Annotated in this window: 16 protein-coding genes; 8 read left to right on the plus strand and 8 right to left on the minus strand. The window is 57.5% G+C overall.

The window, feature by feature from the left end; translation table 11 throughout:
- Positions 1–23 precede the first annotated feature (23 nt).
- The 3 genes from JM93_RS07180 to JM93_RS07190 all read left to right on the plus strand — a co-directional run bounded on the left by JM93_RS07180 (position 24) and on the right by JM93_RS07190 (position 3,785).
- The gene (locus tag JM93_RS07180) at positions 24–1,124 is read left to right on the plus strand and encodes a branched-chain amino acid ABC transporter substrate-binding protein (protein WP_145341907.1); all 1,101 of its coding nucleotides are present in this window, start codon (positions 24–26) and stop codon (positions 1,122–1,124) included.
- A gap of 189 nt (positions 1,125–1,313) precedes the next feature.
- Positions 1,314–1,829 (plus strand): L,D-transpeptidase, encoded by a 516-nt coding sequence (locus tag JM93_RS07185; protein ID WP_145341711.1) that lies wholly within the window; start codon positions 1,314–1,316, stop codon positions 1,827–1,829.
- 444 nt (positions 1,830–2,273) lie between these two features.
- On the plus strand, positions 2,274–3,785 hold the full coding sequence (locus JM93_RS07190) for a hypothetical protein (protein ID WP_145341713.1): 1,512 nt from the start codon (positions 2,274–2,276) through the stop codon (positions 3,783–3,785).
- A gap of 6 nt (positions 3,786–3,791) precedes the next feature.
- Here JM93_RS07190 and JM93_RS07195 read toward each other — a convergent pair whose 3' ends face one another.
- The 4 genes from JM93_RS07195 to ftrA all read right to left on the minus strand — a co-directional run bounded on the left by JM93_RS07195 (position 3,792) and on the right by ftrA (position 7,845).
- Positions 3,792–4,418, minus strand: coding sequence for a YceI family protein (locus JM93_RS07195; RefSeq protein WP_145341715.1), 627 nt, complete (start codon positions 4,416–4,418; stop codon positions 3,792–3,794).
- Positions 4,419–4,523: 105 nt separating this feature from the next.
- Positions 4,524–5,750: a vWA domain-containing protein gene (locus JM93_RS07200; protein ID WP_145341717.1), complete on the minus strand. Its 1,227-nt coding sequence runs from the start codon at positions 5,748–5,750 to the stop codon at positions 4,524–4,526.
- A gap of 8 nt (positions 5,751–5,758) precedes the next feature.
- Positions 5,759–6,715: an AAA family ATPase gene (locus tag JM93_RS07205; protein ID WP_145341719.1), complete on the minus strand. Its 957-nt coding sequence runs from the start codon at positions 6,713–6,715 to the stop codon at positions 5,759–5,761.
- 134 nt (positions 6,716–6,849) lie between these two features.
- Entirely contained in the window at positions 6,850–7,845 is a 996-nt protein-coding gene (gene ftrA / locus JM93_RS07210) for a transcriptional regulator FtrA (RefSeq protein WP_145341721.1), read from the minus strand.
- Positions 7,846–7,933: 88 nt separating this feature from the next.
- On the opposite strand from ftrA, the gene JM93_RS07215 reads away from it, so the two are divergent.
- The 3 genes from JM93_RS07215 to JM93_RS07225 all read left to right on the plus strand — a co-directional run bounded on the left by JM93_RS07215 (position 7,934) and on the right by JM93_RS07225 (position 9,178).
- A complete protein-coding gene (locus JM93_RS07215; RefSeq protein ID WP_145341723.1) occupies positions 7,934–8,329 on the plus strand; it encodes a rhodanese-like domain-containing protein in 396 nt (131 codons plus the stop codon).
- 84 nt (positions 8,330–8,413) lie between these two features.
- Positions 8,414–8,755 carry a c-type cytochrome gene (locus JM93_RS07220; protein ID WP_145341725.1) on the plus strand — a complete coding sequence of 114 codons (342 nt, stop codon included), beginning with the start codon at positions 8,414–8,416 and terminating at the stop codon, positions 8,753–8,755.
- Positions 8,756–8,905: 150 nt separating this feature from the next.
- Positions 8,906–9,178 carry an usg protein gene (locus JM93_RS07225; protein ID WP_145341728.1) on the plus strand — a complete coding sequence of 91 codons (273 nt, stop codon included), beginning with the start codon at positions 8,906–8,908 and terminating at the stop codon, positions 9,176–9,178.
- Positions 9,179–9,204: 26 nt separating this feature from the next.
- Here the strand turns inward: JM93_RS07225 and JM93_RS07230 are convergent, their stop codons facing one another.
- Both JM93_RS07230 and JM93_RS07235 read right to left on the minus strand, forming a co-directional pair.
- Positions 9,205–10,005, minus strand: a complete 801-nt coding sequence (locus JM93_RS07230; protein ID WP_145341730.1) for a tRNA1(Val) (adenine(37)-N6)-methyltransferase — start codon at positions 10,003–10,005, stop codon at positions 9,205–9,207.
- On the minus strand, positions 10,002–10,244 hold the full coding sequence (locus JM93_RS07235; protein ID WP_145341732.1) for a putative signal transducing protein: 243 nt from the start codon (positions 10,242–10,244) through the stop codon (positions 10,002–10,004). The genes JM93_RS07230 and JM93_RS07235 overlap by 4 nt, the downstream gene beginning before the upstream one ends.
- A 166-nt stretch (positions 10,245–10,410) precedes the next feature.
- Between JM93_RS07235 and JM93_RS07240 the strand changes: the two genes are divergently transcribed.
- The gene (locus tag JM93_RS07240) at positions 10,411–11,427 is read left to right on the plus strand and encodes a polyprenyl synthetase family protein (RefSeq protein WP_425280811.1); all 1,017 of its coding nucleotides are present in this window, start codon (positions 10,411–10,413) and stop codon (positions 11,425–11,427) included.
- A gap of 3 nt (positions 11,428–11,430) precedes the next feature.
- On the opposite strand, the gene JM93_RS07245 is transcribed toward JM93_RS07240, so the two are convergent.
- Complete coding sequence (locus JM93_RS07245) at positions 11,431–12,309, minus strand: 4-(cytidine 5'-diphospho)-2-C-methyl-D-erythritol kinase (RefSeq protein ID WP_208994986.1); 879 nt, start codon at positions 12,307–12,309, stop codon at positions 11,431–11,433.
- 12 nt (positions 12,310–12,321) lie between these two features.
- On the minus strand, positions 12,322–14,130 hold the full coding sequence (locus JM93_RS07250; RefSeq protein WP_145341734.1) for a tetratricopeptide repeat protein: 1,809 nt from the start codon (positions 14,128–14,130) through the stop codon (positions 12,322–12,324).
- Positions 14,131–14,430: 300 nt separating this feature from the next.
- On the opposite strand from JM93_RS07250, the gene ppdK reads away from it, so the two are divergent.
- Positions 14,431–17,103 (plus strand): pyruvate, phosphate dikinase, encoded by a 2,673-nt coding sequence (gene ppdK / locus JM93_RS07255; RefSeq protein WP_145341736.1) that lies wholly within the window; start codon positions 14,431–14,433, stop codon positions 17,101–17,103.
- Positions 17,104–17,113 lie beyond the last annotated feature (10 nt).

Below are 17,113 nucleotides of genomic sequence, written 5' to 3' on the forward strand. Positions count from 1 at the left end.
AACTGGAACCAGGGGAGTAGATGATGAAAAAGTATCTTTTGGCGAGTGTTGCTGCAGTAGCCGGCGTGGCGATGTCCACGGCAGCTCTTGCGGACATCGTGATCGCAACTGCGGGTCCGATGACCGGGCAATACGCCTCCTTCGGTGCGCAGATGAAAGCCGGGGCCGAGCAGGCTGTTGCCGACATCAATGCGGCTGGCGGCGTCAATGGTGAAATGCTCGTTCTCGAAGTGGGCGACGATGCTTGCGACCCGAAACAGGCTGTGGCTGTTGCCAACCAAATGGTCGGTAAGAACGTCGTGTTCATGGCCGGACACTTCTGTTCCGGTTCCTCCATTCCGGCTTCTGCCGTCTATGCCGAGGAAGGTATCATTCAGATTTCACCGGCATCGACCAACCCGAAGTTCACCGATGAGCGTCCGGGACCGGGCGTTTTCCGGGTTTGCGGCCGTGACGACCAGCAGGGCCAGGTTGCCGGTACCTTCCTTGCCGAAGAGTATGGTGACAAGAACATCGCCGTTGTTCACGACAAGACCGCCTACGGGAAGGGTCTTGCAGACGCGACTAAGGCCGTGATGAACAGCCTTGGGAAAGATGAGACTCTCTACGAGGCCTACACAGCCGGTGAAAAGGACTACACCGCGCTTGTGTCCAAGCTGAAGCAGGAAAACATCAATGTGCTTTATGTCGGCGGCTACCACACGGAAGCGGGCCTGATGAAGCGTCAGATGGTTGACCAGGGCATGGAAACGCTCCTCGTATCCGGTGATGCGCTTGTGACTGACGAATATTGGTCGATCACTGGCCCGGCGGGCGAAGGCACCCTTATGACCTTCTCACCAGATCCGCGCAAGAACCCGATTGCTGCTCCGGTCGTGAAGGCTCTCGAGGACGCAGGCAAGACAGCTGAAGGCTATGCCCTTTACACGTATGCTGCGATCCAGGCCTGGGCGGATGCTGCAAAGGCAGCCGGATCTACCGACTACGACGCAGTGGTCGGCGCGCTCAATGAAGGCAATTTCGCCACGGTTCTCGGTGATCTGTCTTTCGACGACAAAGGCGACGTCTCCCTGCCAGGCTATGTCTGGTACGAGTGGAGCGATGGCCAATACGACTACAAATAAGGGTTAGCAAACCCAAAGAGGCAGGTTGTCTCAAGCCCCGTCCGGAATATTCCGGGCGGGGTTTTTATTTGGCGCTTCGGCCGGCTTAACCACGCTGCTTAAGGTTAAATCGAGGAATTTCCGCAGGTGGCTTCCACGAAGGTCACCGTTGTTTAAGGTCAGGCTCCCGATCTGTTTTGGAAGCTTGTCATGGTGTTGCGTCACTGCACGTTGTTTTTCGCCATTCTCACATTGCTCGCCGTTGCGATGCCTAGTGCTGGCCAAGCGGCTGAACTCGTTGGCTTCTCTGACAAACGGTTTCGCCCGGGCACAATCGTTATCAAGAATTCGGAAAAGCGGCTGTATCTTGTCCTGCGCGGCAACCGGGCAATCCGCTACAAGGTGGCGGTGGGCAGGCCCGCAAAAGCTTGGACGGGCACTGCGCAAATCACTGCTAAATACGTCAAGCCGTCCTGGTCGCCGTCGCCGGAGGTCCGGCGCGACTTCCCGAATCTTCCGGCCGTGATCCGCGGGGGCGCTCCGAACAATCCGATGGGTGTTGCCGCTATGACGCTGTCCAACGGCAACTATGCGATTCACGGTACAAACCGCCCCGGATCCATCGGCCGTGCTGTCTCTTATGGCTGTATCCGCATGTCCAACCGCGACGTGCAGGATCTCTTTCAACGCGTAGGCGTCCGCACGGCAGTTGTCGCACTTCCTTGAGGCGTTCCGGAATGAACCGGGGCAAAGCCAGTATTACTCAGCTGCGGATCCGCTCATAAATTATCGCTAAATTTTATATTGTTAAAATATACATGTATTAGAGATAAATTACTTGGGGCGTCAGTCTTCGGTCAATCTTTTTGATGACTGGAGTGTTGTATGTCTTGGTTTGGTGGTTTTGGACGAAAGAAAGTCCAGCAGAAGAAAGCTCCGGCCCCTCCTTCGAATCCGTCACCTGGGGCTGGCAGCCTGATGCAGAACAGTCTGGGCCAAAAAACAAAGCGCAAGTTGCCCAAAATGCCGGCGCCGCCCATTCCGCCGGGCAGCACGCCGCAGAAATCTCACACCGGTTCAGTGAAACACCGGAAAAGACCGCCCGGTCCCCCGCCAACAGCGCCAAAAAGCTTGCCAGCCAACAGCGTTCCATCACTGCAGCGCAAGCCATTGCAGAGCGCACAGACAATTGTGTTTGAAGAAAAACAGGCTGAACCAAGCATCAACAAGAACCAAGGAGGTCTGATAACCGGTTTTCAACCTGGCAAGGCTGTTTCACAGGATGCCACAGCACTCGTTGGGGACATGAAAGGCCTCACGGACAAAAAGCTGGACCCACAGGCTTGCGCTCATCGTGTGCTTAACACAAACGAAGCTCTGCTTTCGGCAGCTGGACTTGGGGGTGCGCGGATCGTTTATCCAAAGCAGCAGCAATCGTCACAAAACAATAAGGACGCACTTGATGCTGCGATGCGTCCTATGATCCAAGTTGGTAGCGGTCTCGCTGCGAAATACCTCGACCCGCAGAAAGCTCTCCTGAAACTTCATGACACCTGCTTGCGCGTGGTGAACAATCAATTGAATGCCGATGACATAGCCTTGGGCAAAAACAACGGGTCTCCGAACGCCAAAACCGACGCGCATCACACACGGTTTGTGTTTCCCAAGGCGGTGGATTGGTCCACTTACGCTCCAAATTCAAAACAGGCGAAGAGCGTGCCCTTTTGTGCAAAGGATCTGTCCAAACTCAAGACCGGCTGGGGACAGCTTGATCAGGATCTGAAGGCGTATTGCAAGCAGAACCCGAAAGCCCGGGTGATCATGATCGGCGAAAAGCACGGCTCCGTTGCAACACATGAACTGGTCGCGACCCTGGCAGCCAAGGGCATGGTCGACAAAGTCTGGCTGGAGCGGTCCGGAAAAAGCAACGACCTGGCATCAGTGGACAATGTTTTCAAACAAACGGACACCCGTGTGAAAAAGTTCTTTTCATTCGGTGACAAAACGGTCAGCCAATTAAATGAAAAGCAGCGCCTGCGGACCCAGCAGCAGGGATTTGAAGACTCGTATTTGTCAGCGTTCGATGCAGCATACAAAAAGGGTTCGGAAGAAAAATTGCCCTCGGCGATCCTTAACGGAGCCGGTCACGTCCTCAAGTCGCCCACAGCCAATCTGGAAACTGACCTTTTGATGGGTAAGGCGATCCCGGAATATACGATGACAGCCGCCATGCTGGAGCAATATGGCGGCATGGCACTGATCCCATTGCCAGGAGAACTGCTGAAAGGCTCAATCAGCAAGACGCAGATTGCCACGTCGCTTCACAAAATGCCGTCAAAAGTCACGGAACAGGACATCCTGAAAATGTATGGCGGCGGCCGATCTGACATCTTGAGCAGCATGGACTATCAGCCTTTTCGGCCGCAGCCTTATGGCAATAATAAAATCATGAAACGGCGGCCGTTGGATCCGGGGCGGACCGATCGCGGGGGTACACTGCATCGAATAAGGGCCGAAGGACGGCTTCTCACTTCAAAAATCGTCGGACTTCAATTGCCCAACGGTGAAGTTATGAAACTTTGGCAAATCGAGGTAAAGCCGCCGGAGAAGCCGGGATGGGAAAAGCCGATCAAACAGCGCGTTTCATCGGCTCAGAACACAATCCAGCACTCTCAGAAATGATGCTGCTTAGCTGCGGTGGCCGGTACCTTGAATGCTCAAGGTGACGCGGTCCCCGTAGAGTGGCTGACCGACGGCCATGCCGAACAAGCTCCGGAAAAACCCGCCATCGGCGCGGAAATTAATTTTTTGCGCGGTGGAGCCATCTTGCAGTGAGACCGATAACGATGTTGGGCGGGTCTGGCCTTTCAACTGCAAAACACCGTCGACTTCCGCCTGACGGTCATTGATTTTGCGGACCCGGGTGCTCGTGAACACAGCCGTCGCGTTGGTTTCGACATCGAACATGGCCGGGCTTTTCAGGAAGTCTGTAACGCGCTGGTTGTTGGTCACCACGCTGGATAGATCGACAACAACCTCGATCCGGCTCCGCTCTGGCTGACGTTCAAACAGAGCCATTTTGCCGCTGACCTGTTCAAATCGGCCCGTGATCGCTGATCCGGTCAGCAGTTTCACCTGAAATTGGGTCGTAAGGTCCCGCTTGTTCAGCATATAGGTGCCATTGACGCCCAGCCCGCTCGCAGATGCCGGGGCCGCCAGAAGTGCAAAACAAAGTCCAAACACGGCAAAAGCGCTGCGCGGGCGGCTGAAAGCTACGGTCTGCTGATCAGGTGCACCGCATGATATCTTGACCATCGAAGTCCTCCAAACTGTTGATGATCATGATACGCTTCAAAATGGAGGACGGAGCCATGAGTGCTGTGCACTTGTGCTCACATCCGCTTGAGAGGCGCCATTGAACTAGCCGGCGGCTTTAAGCCAGGTACGCGGATTTGACGTAGCAATGCCGTTTCCGGCACCGGACAGGGCAGCCACAAGGTCTTCAATGGCATCGAGTGAGTGCGCGGCGCGGAACTCGTCGACATGAGGCAGCATGGCCCGGATGCCTTTTGCCTTGGCCTGAAATCCGTCAAACCGGAGCAGTGGATTGAGCCAGATGAGGCGGCGGCAGGACCGGTGCAGCCGGTCCATTTCCCGCTCTAGGTCCTCGTCGGTGTCTCGCTCCAAACCATCCGTAATCAGGAGGACTGACGGGCTGCCGGACAACACGCGGCGCGACCACGTCCGGTTGAACGCGTGAAGTGCCGTAGCGATGCGGGTCCCCCCCGACCAGTCTTCAACGCCCTCCGCGCAGGCCTCCAGCGCTTCATCCGGGTCCTTCATGCGCAGCTGCCGGGTGACATTTGTCAGCCGTGTGCCGAACAGGAAGGTGTGTACATCCCGGCGCTCTTCGGTCACGGCATGCAGAAAATGCAGGATTAGCCGGGTGTATTGGCTCATGGATCCGGAAATGTCACACAGCGCAACAAGTGGCGGGCGCTTTTCAACGGGTTTGCGAAATTTGAGATCGATGATGTCCCCACCAGCGCGCATCGAGGCTCTTAGTGACCTGCGCGGATCGATACGGCCGCGCGACGCGGTGGTCAGCCGGCGCTGGCGGATCATGTCCATGGGCAGCGCGAGATCGCGAAGGGCCTGCTTGGCGAGTACAATCTCTTCACTGGTCATCTGCGCAAAATCCTTGGACTGCAGCAGTTCCTTGCCCGAAACGGTGAATTTGGCATCAACCTCGACTTCAGGGCGGGTTTCTTCGCTCACCCTGTCCTTCGCGGCCTGAAACGCCTGAGAGACGCGCGTTTGACCCGCCTTTGGTTTTTCCGGCGTGCCGCGCGGTGGTGCGACCGGCGACAGAATGGCCAGCATTTTTTCGATCAGACCGCGATTGCGCCAGTAAATCCGGAAAGCCTCGTCAAACAAGATGCGGTGCTCGCGTTTGCGAACAAAAACGGCGTGCAGGGTCCAATACAGATCCTCGCGGTTTTGGATACCAGAGACCTCGACGGCCCGCACCGCATCCACAACGGAGGCCGGACCGGCTGGAACGCCGGCCTTGCGCAAGGTGCGGGCGAAAAAAACAATATTGTCGACGATGCGGCCGTCCGAGGAGGCCAATTCGGCGCGGGTCATGGTGGGTCCTAGATGGCCGGAATAGATTGCCCGGAAGACTGACCAAGAGGTTGCGGTTCGTCCTTGCGGATATCATCAATGATTTGACGCAGTTTCGAACCGCGTACGCGCTCAATATCGTCTTGATATTTCAGAAGAACTCCCAATGTGTCCGAAGCCATGTCCGGGTCGAGCGCGATTTCATTGAGTTCCGACAGCGCTGTCGCCCAGTCAAGTGTTTCGGCCACGCCGGGCTGTTTGAAAAGGTCTTCCGATTCGCGCAGCTTTTGCACGAAAGCGACGATTTCCTCAGACAAGCGCGCGTTGGCGCCCGGCACTTTGCGTCGGACGATTTCAAGTTCACGCGCTGCATCGGGATAGTCGACCCAATGATACAGGCAGCGGCGCTTGAGCGCGTCGTGGATCTCGCGCGTTCGGTTTGTTGTGATGATCACGATTGGCGGCTCTTCCGCCTTGATCGTGCCGAGCTCCGGAATGGTCACCTGATTGTCGGCAAGAACCTCCAGAAGAAACGCCTCAAACGCCTCGTCCGCGCGGTCGAGTTCGTCGATCAAGAACACCGGCGCGCCATTGAGGGACGGTTCGAGCGCCTGAAGCACGGGTCTTTTGATCAGAAACCGTTCGTCAAAGATCGATTTCGACAACTCGGCATGATCGGTGTGGCCGGCAGCTTCGGAAACCCGGATTTCAACCATCTGGGCCGGATAATTCCACTCATAGACTGCCGAAGCCACATCCAGTCCTTCGTAACACTGCAGGCGGATCAGGTCGCGATTGAGGGTTTTGCTCAGGACTTTGGCAATTTCCGTTTTGCCGACACCGGCTTCTCCCTCCAGAAAAAGTGGGCGGTTCATGCGCAAGGCCAGATGCAGCACAGTGGCCAGAGACCGGTCGGCAACGTAGCCTGCCGTGTCGAGCAGCCCGAGCGTTTCGTCAATCGAGGCGGGCAGGGGCGGTGTCGACATGTGGATATAGCTCCCGGTACGGCGTGTGTTTGTTCTTCCAGTCACATATAGGCTAAGTCAGGCAAAGGGCAGGTGGCAAGGCACAGCAAATGCTCAAGACCGGCCGTTTGTCTCAACTCTGCTTCAGCCGCTGCCTACGCTGTTGGCACCTGCTGGAACCGGCTCCGGTAGGCGGACGGTGAGGTGCCAACGTGCTGGCGGAAGTGGTGCCGAAGCGTCATGGCCGTTCCGAAACCACAGGAAAGGGCCACCTGGTCGACCGGAATGTCTGCCAGCTCCAGAAGTTCCTTGGCCCGCTTGAGCCGTTCCAGTGTGAGCCAGCGCGCCGGTGTGGTCCCGGTTGCCTCTTCGAATCTTCGCAAAAAGGTTCTTCGGCTCATGCCGGCGCGCTGAGCCAGCGTCTCCAACGTGAAGGTTTGATCAAGATTTTCGCGCAAAAAGGCAAAAAGCGGGCTGAGCCTACCGGCTTCATGGGGCGCTGGCACCGGTGCGTTGATGAATTGCGCCTGGCCTCCGTCCCTGTGCGGTGGCACGACCAGACGCCGGGCAACCATGTTGGCAGCCTTGGGGCCAAAATCTCTCCGCACGAGATGTAGGCAGAGGTCGATTCCGGCCGCGCTGCCCGCAGATGTAAGGATCTGGCCATTGTCGGTGTACAGGACGTTCGGTTGGACCTTCAGTCTGGGATACCGTGCTTGAAGCGTGTCCGCGTAGCGCCAGTGGGTGGTTGCTTCCTGACCGTCCAAAAGTCCGGTCTCGGCCAGAACGACCACGCTGGAGCATATGGATAGAATCCGGGCGCCCCGGGAATGCGCCTTGATCAAAGCCGCCTTGACGGCATCGGGCACCGGTACATCCAGCCCGGCCCAGCCGGGGACAATGACCGTACCTGCGTTCTCAAGCGCCTCAACGCCGTTTTCGATTTTCATGGAAAGTCCTACAGCGGTCGAAATGACACCCGGTTCGACCGCGGCAATTGAATAGCTGTACCAGTTTTCGCCCATTTCAGGGCGGTTTAGTCCGAAAACCTCATAGGCAATGCCAAATTCGAACAGGCATAGGCCGTCATAGGCGAGGGCAACGACCTCTAGATTCGGAGGCAGGGGAGGAGGGGAGCGATGATTTGGCATGAATTGAACTATACATGTCATACATGCCAATCGCGAGAGGGAAGTCCAGTCTGTAAGTCTTGCTCTGTAAAACCACCAAGGACATCCTATGAGTTACGTCAGCTTCCCACCTGCCGCCTCCAGCGAAACCGCAAGACAGCATTTTGCCGGCCGCTTATCGTTTGAAACCGATTGTGCCGATGTTGCCGCGGCCTTTGCGGACAAGGAGACCGGTTTCATTGTGTTGCATGTCATCGGCTCCCACGAAGCGTATGCAAAGCGGCATGTTCCAGGTGCAGTTCATCTTCCCCATAGAGAGATCACGGAGACACGAATGGCCGCTTGGCCGAAGGACACGTTGTTTGTGGTCTATTGCGCCGGGCCACACTGCAACGGCGCCGACAAGGCCGCGCTCAAGCTGGCGGAGCTTGGCAGGCCGGTTAAAGTTATGCTTGGCGGCATGACCGGCTGGGCCGATGAAGGCTTCGTGTTCGCCAGCATTTAGCGCCTGTTTCTCCAGATCGTAGTGCCGCGTATTTCGCGCGGCAGGGCTTCGCTTTATAAGGATGGCGAATCAAGGAGAGGACACATGCGGCACGCGGCACTGGCACTAACGATTTCAGCAATTTTCAGCAGCAGCGCATTGGCCAGCGGATCGCCGTATCCCTCGGATGCCGCCAGTCTGGCTAGTGGCCGGGAAATCGCTGAAATTCATTGTGCCACGTGCCACGCAGTCTCCGAAAGCGACGTCAGTGCTCAGGACGGCGCGCCGGCGTTTCGGGACCTTTCACAGCGTTATCCCCTGGAAACGCTCGAGGAAAGCCTTGCCGAAGGTATTGTAACCGGCCACGACGGCATGCCGGAATTTGCCTTCGCGCCGGAAGATATTGATGCATTTTTGGGCTATCTCACCTCTATCCAGAGCCAATAATCGGCAAACGGCAAGTGACTCATTAGCGTGGCAGCACTCTTTATTATATGCTGCTAACATATTGGGAAATAGACTAGTTTTCTGAAAATTCAGATTTGGTTAACCTGATCTCCGCGAAACTTTTTCTTTCACCGGGAAAGTGAGGAGATCATGAAAGCAAGCTCTGATTTTCAAAAACGCATCCTGGGATACGGCCTTCTTACGGCTGACATCCTGTACCGACTGCCAGACCATCCCAAACTGCTGCAAAGCTTCTTGTGGCAAACCGAAGATCTGGCACCGCATTTTCCGGAACTGACGAAGTTCCTGAGTTACTGGGAGCGGGAAATCGAGGGCCGCATTCATTCCGTCCGGATTGCGCATCAAAAACTGGTCGAACCCGTCGATTACCGCTTTGCCGATGGCGAGATTGTTATTCACTAGAAACTTGGCCGGTTCGGCAGCACTCATCAGCGGCGCGCGGTCAGGCCAAGACCCGCGCCATCCCGCAAGACCGCTTTGGCATCTGGCAGAAAGTCAGAGCTTTCACCGTGGAGAACCAGGCCAGGCAACAATTGCAGCGGTGCCCGGCTGCCCCGAATTGCGCGGATGAGAATGCGGGTTGCGGGCGCATCCGCTCTTGGTCGTATGGCGATGACGTCGATCGCGCCAAACCTGCCTTCCAGGACAGTTAACGCATGTTGCAGGCCGTCTGCGCGGAAAATCACCGTCAGGCTGCCGCCAACCCGCAAAATGTCCGAGGCTGTGCGCACCCAAGGTTCCAGCCCGCGGTCATCCAGCATATGCGCGCTCGCGCGTTCGTTTTTGGGCGATGAGCGAAAGCGGTCGATTTCGTAATAAGGCGGGTTCATGATCACGTGGTCGGCAAGACGCGGCACCAGTCCCGAGGCATGGCGCTCTGCGCCCTTTGCCGTTACGTCTGCAGTCAGCATGTTCACACGGCCTGCAAAGCCCGCATTTTCAGGATCGCGCAGAGACGCTCCACACAGGTCCTGGACCACGGGGTCGATTTCAACCAGCGTGACGGTCAGATCCGGAAGCCGGGCGGCGGCGCAAAATCCGGCTGTGCCGACCCCCGCGCCAAGGTCAACCAAATGGCCTTGCGTTTTCTCGGGCAAGGCTGCGGCCAGATAAACCGCATCGAGCCCGGCTCTGTGCCAGCCATCCTTCGGTTGCCGGATATGGACCTTTCCCCCCAAAAACGCATCGCGCGTGGTGGCTGCGTCCCGATCTGCCGGCCGTTCGCTCATGATCCGTCTTGCGAGCGCAACGGGCGCAATTCGTGCGCAAGCCCGGCATCTTCGACAAGCATGCGGGCTTTGTGCAACTGATCGCCGTCAACCAGAACACGCCGGGGTATCATCGCCAGCGAGCCTTCGAGAATGCTCATGTTGCCGTCTGCGACAAAGTGCGTAATGCCCGCCTCATCGAGCAGCGACTCAAGAAAGGAAATCAGCACCGGGTCGTTCGTTCGAATGAGTTCTTCCATAGGAGCTCTTTGATTGTTGCCGGTCCACTGTGGCAGGAAATTGACTTGCGAACAGCTGTTGGTATGGCCTGTGCTGCGCTTTCAACAGTTTGTCAAACAATTGGTCCCTTGCCCCAGACTGCGAGCCGCCATATTGTCCGCTCAATTCATAATAGGAGTGCCTTGAGTGGCCGTCGTTGCATCCTTGTCGAACCAAACACCGTCACAGCCCGGAATCCAGTCGCTTGTTGATCTTGTTTCCAAGGGTATGGAAGACGTCAACCAGATCATCCTGTCGAAAGCCGGGTCAAACGTAGAATTAATCCCCGAAATCGCAAGGCACCTGATTTCGTCCGGAGGAAAGCGCCTGCGCCCGATGCTAACGCTCGCCTGTGCGAACATGTTCGGGTACCGGGGAGACGGCCACGTAGTCCTGGCGGCCAGCGTAGAATTCATGCATACCGCGACCTTGCTGCATGACGACGTTGTCGACGAGAGCGACATGCGCCGCGGCAAGCTGGCAGCTCGTAAGCTCTGGGGAAACCAGGCCAGCGTGCTTGTCGGCGATTATCTTCTTGGGCAAGCCTTCAAGATGATGGTCGATGTTGGATCGCTTGAAGCGCTCAGGGTTCTCTCCGAAGCCTCAGCCATTATCGCCGAGGGGGAGGTCCTTCAACTTGGCGCGGCTAAAAACATCAAGACATCCGAAGCAGAATATTTGCGGGTGATTGAGGCAAAGACCGCAGCACTGTTCGCAGCGGCAGCCGAAGTCGGGCCAATCATTGCCGGTCAGGACGAAGCCATGCGTGCCGCGGCTCGAACCTATGGCATGGAGCTTGGGCTGGCGTTCCAGCTTGTTGATGATGCGCTCGACTATGGAGGTTCGTCCGCAGATTTGGGCAAAGACATTGGCGACGATTTCCGCGAAGGCAAAATCACGCTACCTGTTGTGTTCTCAATTCAGCGTGGCACGGATCAAGAGGTCGCCTTCTGGCAACGATGCCTGGAAGGCGATGACGTAACGGATGCCGATCTGCAAGAAGCAATCGCCTTGATGAAAAAATACGATGCGATTGCGGACACAGTCGAGCGCGCCAAATCCTATGGTGCAAACGCGATCAAGGCGCTTGACCGATTGCCTGCGGGAAGTCACCGGGACGCGCTGGCCGAGGCCGTCGCCTTCTGCATTGCCAGAGTGAGCTGAGGGTCAGCCCAAAGGGGCTGAAGCCACCCACCAACCGGGCTGCACCGAGCGGATCCTTTGCGCTGCTGTCGCGCCTTTGCCTGCTTCAGCCAATCCGAAACAGGTCGCGCCAGATCCCGACATGCGGGCAATGGCGATGTGATTGTCCTGTTTCAGGGTTTCGATCACCTGCGTCACGCTTGGGCACAACCGTTCCGCTGCGCCCTGCATGTCGTTGCGCGTGTGCTGCAGGTAGGAAACAAGGACACTGAGCGATTGAAAGCGGTCCGGAATGTCTGGCATCTCCGGGTTCGCACGGCTTTCCATTGATTTGAAGACGGCGGGCGTTGAAATGCCAACACCCGGATTGACCAGGAGGATATCCGCTTCGGGCATGGCCGGCGCAGGTGTCAAGAGTTCTCCGATTCCGCCCATCCGCGCAGAACAGGACGCCAGGCACACCGGAACGTCGGCGCCCAGAGACAGCGCGACACCGGCCAGTTTGTTCGGTGCGAGACTGGTGCCCATGGCCTCTTGCAACAACCGGAGAGCCGCTGCAGCGTCTGCCGAACCGCTACCGATGCCCGAGGCGACGGGCAGGTTCTTCTCCAGATCAAATACCAAGTCCGGTTCCGGTGTACCGGCGGCTTCCGAAAACGTCCTTGCGGCCTTGAGGATCAGATTATCCTGATCACTTGCCAGGGCCTGCGCAAACGGTCCCGTCAGGCTCAGCTCCAAGCGGCGGCCCGGCCGGCATGTCAACACGTCGCCGATTTCGGGGAACACGACCAAGGAATCAAGCAGATGGTATCCGTCGGCCCGCTGCCCGGTCACGTGGAGCGCAAGGTTGATTTTCGCCCTGGCCAGTTGCGGCGCCGGGCGATTCATTGCAGATAAAGTCATGGCAAAGAGCGCTTATCCGCCGTTCTGGTCGTCGCCTGTGGCCTGGGCCGCATTGGTCTCCGGATCATCGGGAAGGCCGTTTGCGATTTTTTCCCGGATTTTCGGCAGCTCGTCTTCTTCGGGCTCAAGGTCCCGTGCGTGGTTCCATTGGAACCGGGCCTCGTTCCGGCGGCCGACTTTCCAGTAGGCGTCCCCAAGGTGGTCGTTGATCACGGGATCGGACGGGCGCAACTCGATGGCCCGTTCAAGCTCGCGCACCGCTTCTTCATAGCGGCCCAACTTGTAATAGACCCAGCCGAGGCTGTCGACGATGTAGCCATCATTGGGACGGAGTTCGACAGCCTTTTCGATCATCGCCAGCGCCTCGTCCAGTTTGAGGCCCTGATCGACAAGTGAATATCCCAGGTAGTTCAGGACAAGCGGCTGGTCTTTATTCAATTCCAGTGCCTTGCGGAAATCTGCCTCCGCATCAGTCCATTCTCCAAGCCGCTCCCGGCAGATCCCGCGGAAGTAAAACAGCAGCCAGTGTTCGTCGTTGATCGTGTCGATCGTCGCCAGAGCCTGACTGTAGATTTTCTCGGCTTCCTCAAACTTTTCATGGTTGCGCAAGATGTTGCCAAGCGAGGTGATGGCCTCCAGCTCATTTGGGTCTTGTGCGATCAACGCTTCCAAATGCGCCCGGGCGCTGTCGATATCGTCCAGTGCATTGTAGTTGAGACCTATCTGGATTTCCGCGTCCCGCTTCAACGGCGAGTCGCCGGGCACCATCTTGAGAACGTCTATGGCCCGCGCCGGTTGTTCCAGCCGTTCAAACAGTCCGCCTAGAGCTATTGCGGCGAACTCTGCCGACGGATCGAGATGCAAAGACAGCTGCAGATAGGCCGCTGACAATTCTTCGGCACCGTCGCGGCCAATAGCCGATCCAAGACCATAGAGGATTTCCGCCATGCCGGCTGCAGGATCAATCACGATCGGATCGATCGGTGCGCCGGATTCAATATCAAGCCGTGTTTTGACGAGAAGCGGATGGCCACTCAAAAGCCGGTCGAAGTCATCCAGGATTTCCAGTGCGTCGGCTTTGCGCCCGTTCACCGTCAGAAGCCGGGCATAGGCATCGACGGTGCGAATGGCTCCCTGATCCGCTGCATAGGCGGCCTCGATCTCTGAAAGCGCGAGCTCGTTCTGCCCGGCGGCAAAGGCAATCAGCGCCCGGTGGGTTGATTTGAACACTTCGAACCACTCGGGACCGCGCAAATCCGCAATTGTCTGAAGTGCAGCGTCAACCTGGCCTGCGCCATAAAGAGCCCAGGCTTTGGATATTCCGATTGTCAGTTGGGCAAGGGGGCCTGCATTTCCAGGTTTGCCAAGATCCGCTTCGGCATCGCCATAGTCGCCCTGAAGCATCGCGCTGCTTGCCTGGGTCAGATGCGCAAGGAAGTTGTCGTTGCCGACCCGCTCCATCTCATTGGCGTAGTGCTCTGCCTCGATGACATCGCCATGTGCCAGTTTGAGAATAAACGTGCGTTCCAACAGCATCGGATTGTCCTGATCAGTGTTCAGGGCCTCCTGATAAAACGCTGCGGCTTGGGCGTAGTCCTTGTTGAAGCCTGCAAGGCGCCCGGCCAGGTAGCTGCCGGCAAGCGTCACGGGCAGATCAGCTGGCGTACCAAATTGCGCGCTGCTCGGTTCGGTCACGACAGCGGACGTCTCTGCATGCGCCTGGTGAGCTGCTGGTCCGGCCACAATTCCGATCAGCGCAAAAGTTTTGAGCCAGCTCTTAATGTTTGTTGAGCGGGCGCGCGCGCCGGGGGCTTTTTTCATATCACCTCGCAAATCGTACCGTCCTCGTCGACGGCGTTCTTAATCATTACGCTGACAATGGCGACTTTGCGGCCACTGAGCAAGGAAAACCGGGGAAAGTCACAGGTTCGAAATTAAACCCATTAAATTCTGATGACGTTGGGTCCGATCGACGCATTCAGCCGCATTTGCTTGGTTCTACTGCTAAAAAATAACTTGAAGCTGACGTGTGGGCGTAGCAGGAAGGTGCAGCGCAGCAATGGGCAGGGCAGAACCCGCGCAATTGTGAGCGCTTGTGAGGTCATCAAACGGAGTTCCCACATGACCAAATGGGTCTACACGTTCGGTAATGGAGCCGCGGAAGGCGCCGCAGACATGCGGAACCTGCTCGGTGGCAAAGGTGCAAACCTTGCGGAAATGAGCAGCCTTGGCTTGCCCGTTCCCCCAGGGTTTACCATCACCACCGACGTGTGCACCTGGTATTACGACCACGACAAATCCTATCCGGATGAGCTGACCGCCCAGGTGGAAGCGGCGCTGGATGCGGTGGGTGAGGCGACAGGTCGCAAATTCGGCGACGAGAAGCTGCCGTTGCTGGTTTCGGTCCGCTCCGGCGCCCGGGTGTCGATGCCGGGAATGATGGATACGGTATTGAACCTTGGTCTCAACGACGAGACCGTTAAGGCGATCGGCGCGGACGCAAATGATATGCGCTTTGCCTATGACAGTTACCGCCGGTTCATTCAGATGTATTCCGACGTCGTGCTTGGGCTCGATCACCATGAATTTGAAGAGATTCTTGAAGACCATAAGCAGCTAAAAGGCCTGACGCTCGACACGGAAATCTCCGCAGACGATTGGGTCGGCATTATCGAAAAATACAAGGCGCTGGTTGAAGAAGAGCTCGGCAACCCGTTTCCTCAGGACGCCAAGGAACAGCTTTGGGGGGCAATCGGCGCGGTGTTCAGTTCCTGGATGGTGCCCCGCGCCGTGACCTACCGCAGGCTCCACGAAATTCCTGGGGATTGGGGCACAGCGGTCAACGTGCAGGCGATGGTGTTCGGCAATATGGGCGAGACGTCCGCGACGGGTGTGGCATTTACCCGCAATCCATCGACCGGCGAAAAGACACTGTACGGCGAATTTCTGGTCAACGCACAAGGTGAAGATGTCGTTGCGGGGATTCGCACGCCGCAAGACATTACCGAAAAAGCGCGTATCGAAGCAGGCTCTGAGCGCCCATCGCTTGAAAACCTGATGCCGGAGGCATTTGCCGAGTTCCAGTCCTATTGCGATAAGCTCGAAAAACACTACCGGGACATGCAGGATCTGGAATTCACGATTGAAAAAGGCAAGCTCTGGATGCTGCAGACCCGGGCCGGCAAGCGCACCGCGAAGGCTGCCCTGAAAATTGCCGTCGACATGGTCGACGAAGGTCTCCTGAGCGAAGAGGAAGCTGTTGGCCGGGTTGAGCCCGGGGCGCTGGATCAGTTGCTGCACCCGACCATCGACCCCAAGGCCGATCGGGACATTTTGGCCACCGGTTTGCCGGCATCACCGGGCGCTGCATCCGGTGCGATCGTTTTTACCTCCGACGAAGCCGAGGAGGCCAAGGCTGCTGGCCGTCCGGTCATTCTGGTCCGGGTTGAAACCAGCCCGGAAGACATTCACGGCATGCATGCGGCCGAAGGCATCCTGACCAGCCGTGGCGGCATGACCAGCCACGCGGCGGTCGTCGCGCGCGGTATGGGCAAGCCCTGTGTTGCCGGCGCCGGCGGTCTGAGAATTGACTACCGGAACGGAACCATGACGGTCGGCGGACGCTCCCTCAACAAGGGGGACATCATCACCATCGACGGTGCGTCCGGGCAGATCCTCTCCGGCGAAGTCGCCATGCTTCAGCCGGTTTTGTCGGGCGATTTCGGAACCCTTATGGCCTGGGCGGACAGAGCGCGGCGCATGCGTGTCCGCACCAATGCGGAAACCCCGCAAGATGCCAAGGTTGCACGGGAGTTCGGCGCTGAAGGCATCGGCCTCTGCCGTACGGAGCACATGTTCTTTGAGGGCGAACGCATCATTGCGGTGAGGGAGATGATCCTCGCAGGCAGCGAGCAGGGACGGCGGGCTGCCCTCGACAAGCTGCTGCCGATGCAGCGGAAGGACTTCACGGAGATCTTCGAGATCATGAAGGGGCTGCCGGTCACCATCCGGTTGCTGGATCCGCCGCTTCACGAGTTCTTGCCGAAGACCGATGAAGAACTGGACGAAGTTGCCAAGGCCATGAACATCGCTCCGGAACTGCTGCGCGACCGGGCGCTGTCACTGGAAGAATTTAACCCGATGCTGGGTCACCGTGGCTGCCGTCTGCTGGTGTCTTATCCCGAGATAGCGGAAATGCAGGCGCGGGCGATTTTCGAAGCCGCAGTTGAAGCAGGCCGCAAGACCGGAGCTCCGGTCGTGCCGGAGATCATGGTTCCGCTTGTCGGTTTGAAAGGCGAACTTGATCTGGTCCGCAGCCGAATCGATGCAATGGCGGAAGCCGTTGCCAATGAAACCGCCTCGACAATTGACTACCAGGTCGGAACGATGGTGGAGTTGCCACGCGCAGCCTTGCAGGCGGCTGAGATCGCCAAATCGGCTGAGTTTTTCTCGTTTGGAACCAATGACCTGACACAGACCACTTTTGGAATTTCGCGCGATGATGCCGCGTCCTTCCTTGGGACCTATCAGAACAAGGGGTTGATTGAGCAGGATCCGTTTGTCTCGCTTGACCAGGATGGTGTTGGGGAACTTGTTCAGATCGGTGCCGAACGCGGCCGCAAGACGCGGTCCGATATCAAGCTCGGTATTTGCGGGGAACACGGTGGGGATCCGTCATCGATCCACTTCTGTGAAGGCGTGGGTCTTGATTATGTGTCGTGTTCTCCGTTCCGCGTGCCCATTGCCCGCCTTGCAGCAGCTCAGGCTGCATTGAAAGCGCGCAACAAGGCTTAGTTTGCCAAGC

Origin of the sequence: Roseibium hamelinense (assembly GCF_007830545.1) — a bacterium.
GTDB classification, from domain to species: Bacteria; Pseudomonadota; Alphaproteobacteria; order Rhizobiales; family Stappiaceae; genus Roseibium; species Roseibium hamelinense.

Coding starts and splice junctions, on each gene's coding strand:
- JM93_RS07180 (WP_145341907.1), top strand. CDS start 24: ATGAAAAAGTATCTTTTGGCGAGTGTTGCTGCAGTAGCCGGCGTGGCG.
- JM93_RS07185 (WP_145341711.1), top strand. CDS start 1,314: ATGGTGTTGCGTCACTGCACGTTGTTTTTCGCCATTCTCACATTGCTC.
- JM93_RS07195 (WP_145341715.1), bottom strand. CDS start 4,418: ATGGTCAAGATATCATGCGGTGCACCTGATCAGCAGACCGTAGCTTTC.
- JM93_RS07200 (WP_145341717.1), bottom strand. CDS start 5,750: ATGACCCGCGCCGAATTGGCCTCCTCGGACGGCCGCATCGTCGACAAT.
- JM93_RS07205 (WP_145341719.1), bottom strand. CDS start 6,715: ATGTCGACACCGCCCCTGCCCGCCTCGATTGACGAAACGCTCGGGCTG.
- ftrA (WP_145341721.1), bottom strand. CDS start 7,845: ATGCCAAATCATCGCTCCCCTCCTCCCCTGCCTCCGAATCTAGAGGTC.
- JM93_RS07215 (WP_145341723.1), top strand. CDS start 7,934: ATGAGTTACGTCAGCTTCCCACCTGCCGCCTCCAGCGAAACCGCAAGA.
- JM93_RS07220 (WP_145341725.1), top strand. CDS start 8,414: ATGCGGCACGCGGCACTGGCACTAACGATTTCAGCAATTTTCAGCAGC.
- JM93_RS07225 (WP_145341728.1), top strand. CDS start 8,906: ATGAAAGCAAGCTCTGATTTTCAAAAACGCATCCTGGGATACGGCCTT.
- JM93_RS07230 (WP_145341730.1), bottom strand. CDS start 10,005: ATGAGCGAACGGCCGGCAGATCGGGACGCAGCCACCACGCGCGATGCG.
- JM93_RS07235 (WP_145341732.1), bottom strand. CDS start 10,244: ATGGAAGAACTCATTCGAACGAACGACCCGGTGCTGATTTCCTTTCTT.
- JM93_RS07245 (WP_208994986.1), bottom strand. CDS start 12,309: ATGACTTTATCTGCAATGAATCGCCCGGCGCCGCAACTGGCCAGGGCG.
- JM93_RS07250 (WP_145341734.1), bottom strand. CDS start 14,130: ATGAAAAAAGCCCCCGGCGCGCGCGCCCGCTCAACAAACATTAAGAGC.
- ppdK (WP_145341736.1), top strand. CDS start 14,431: ATGACCAAATGGGTCTACACGTTCGGTAATGGAGCCGCGGAAGGCGCC.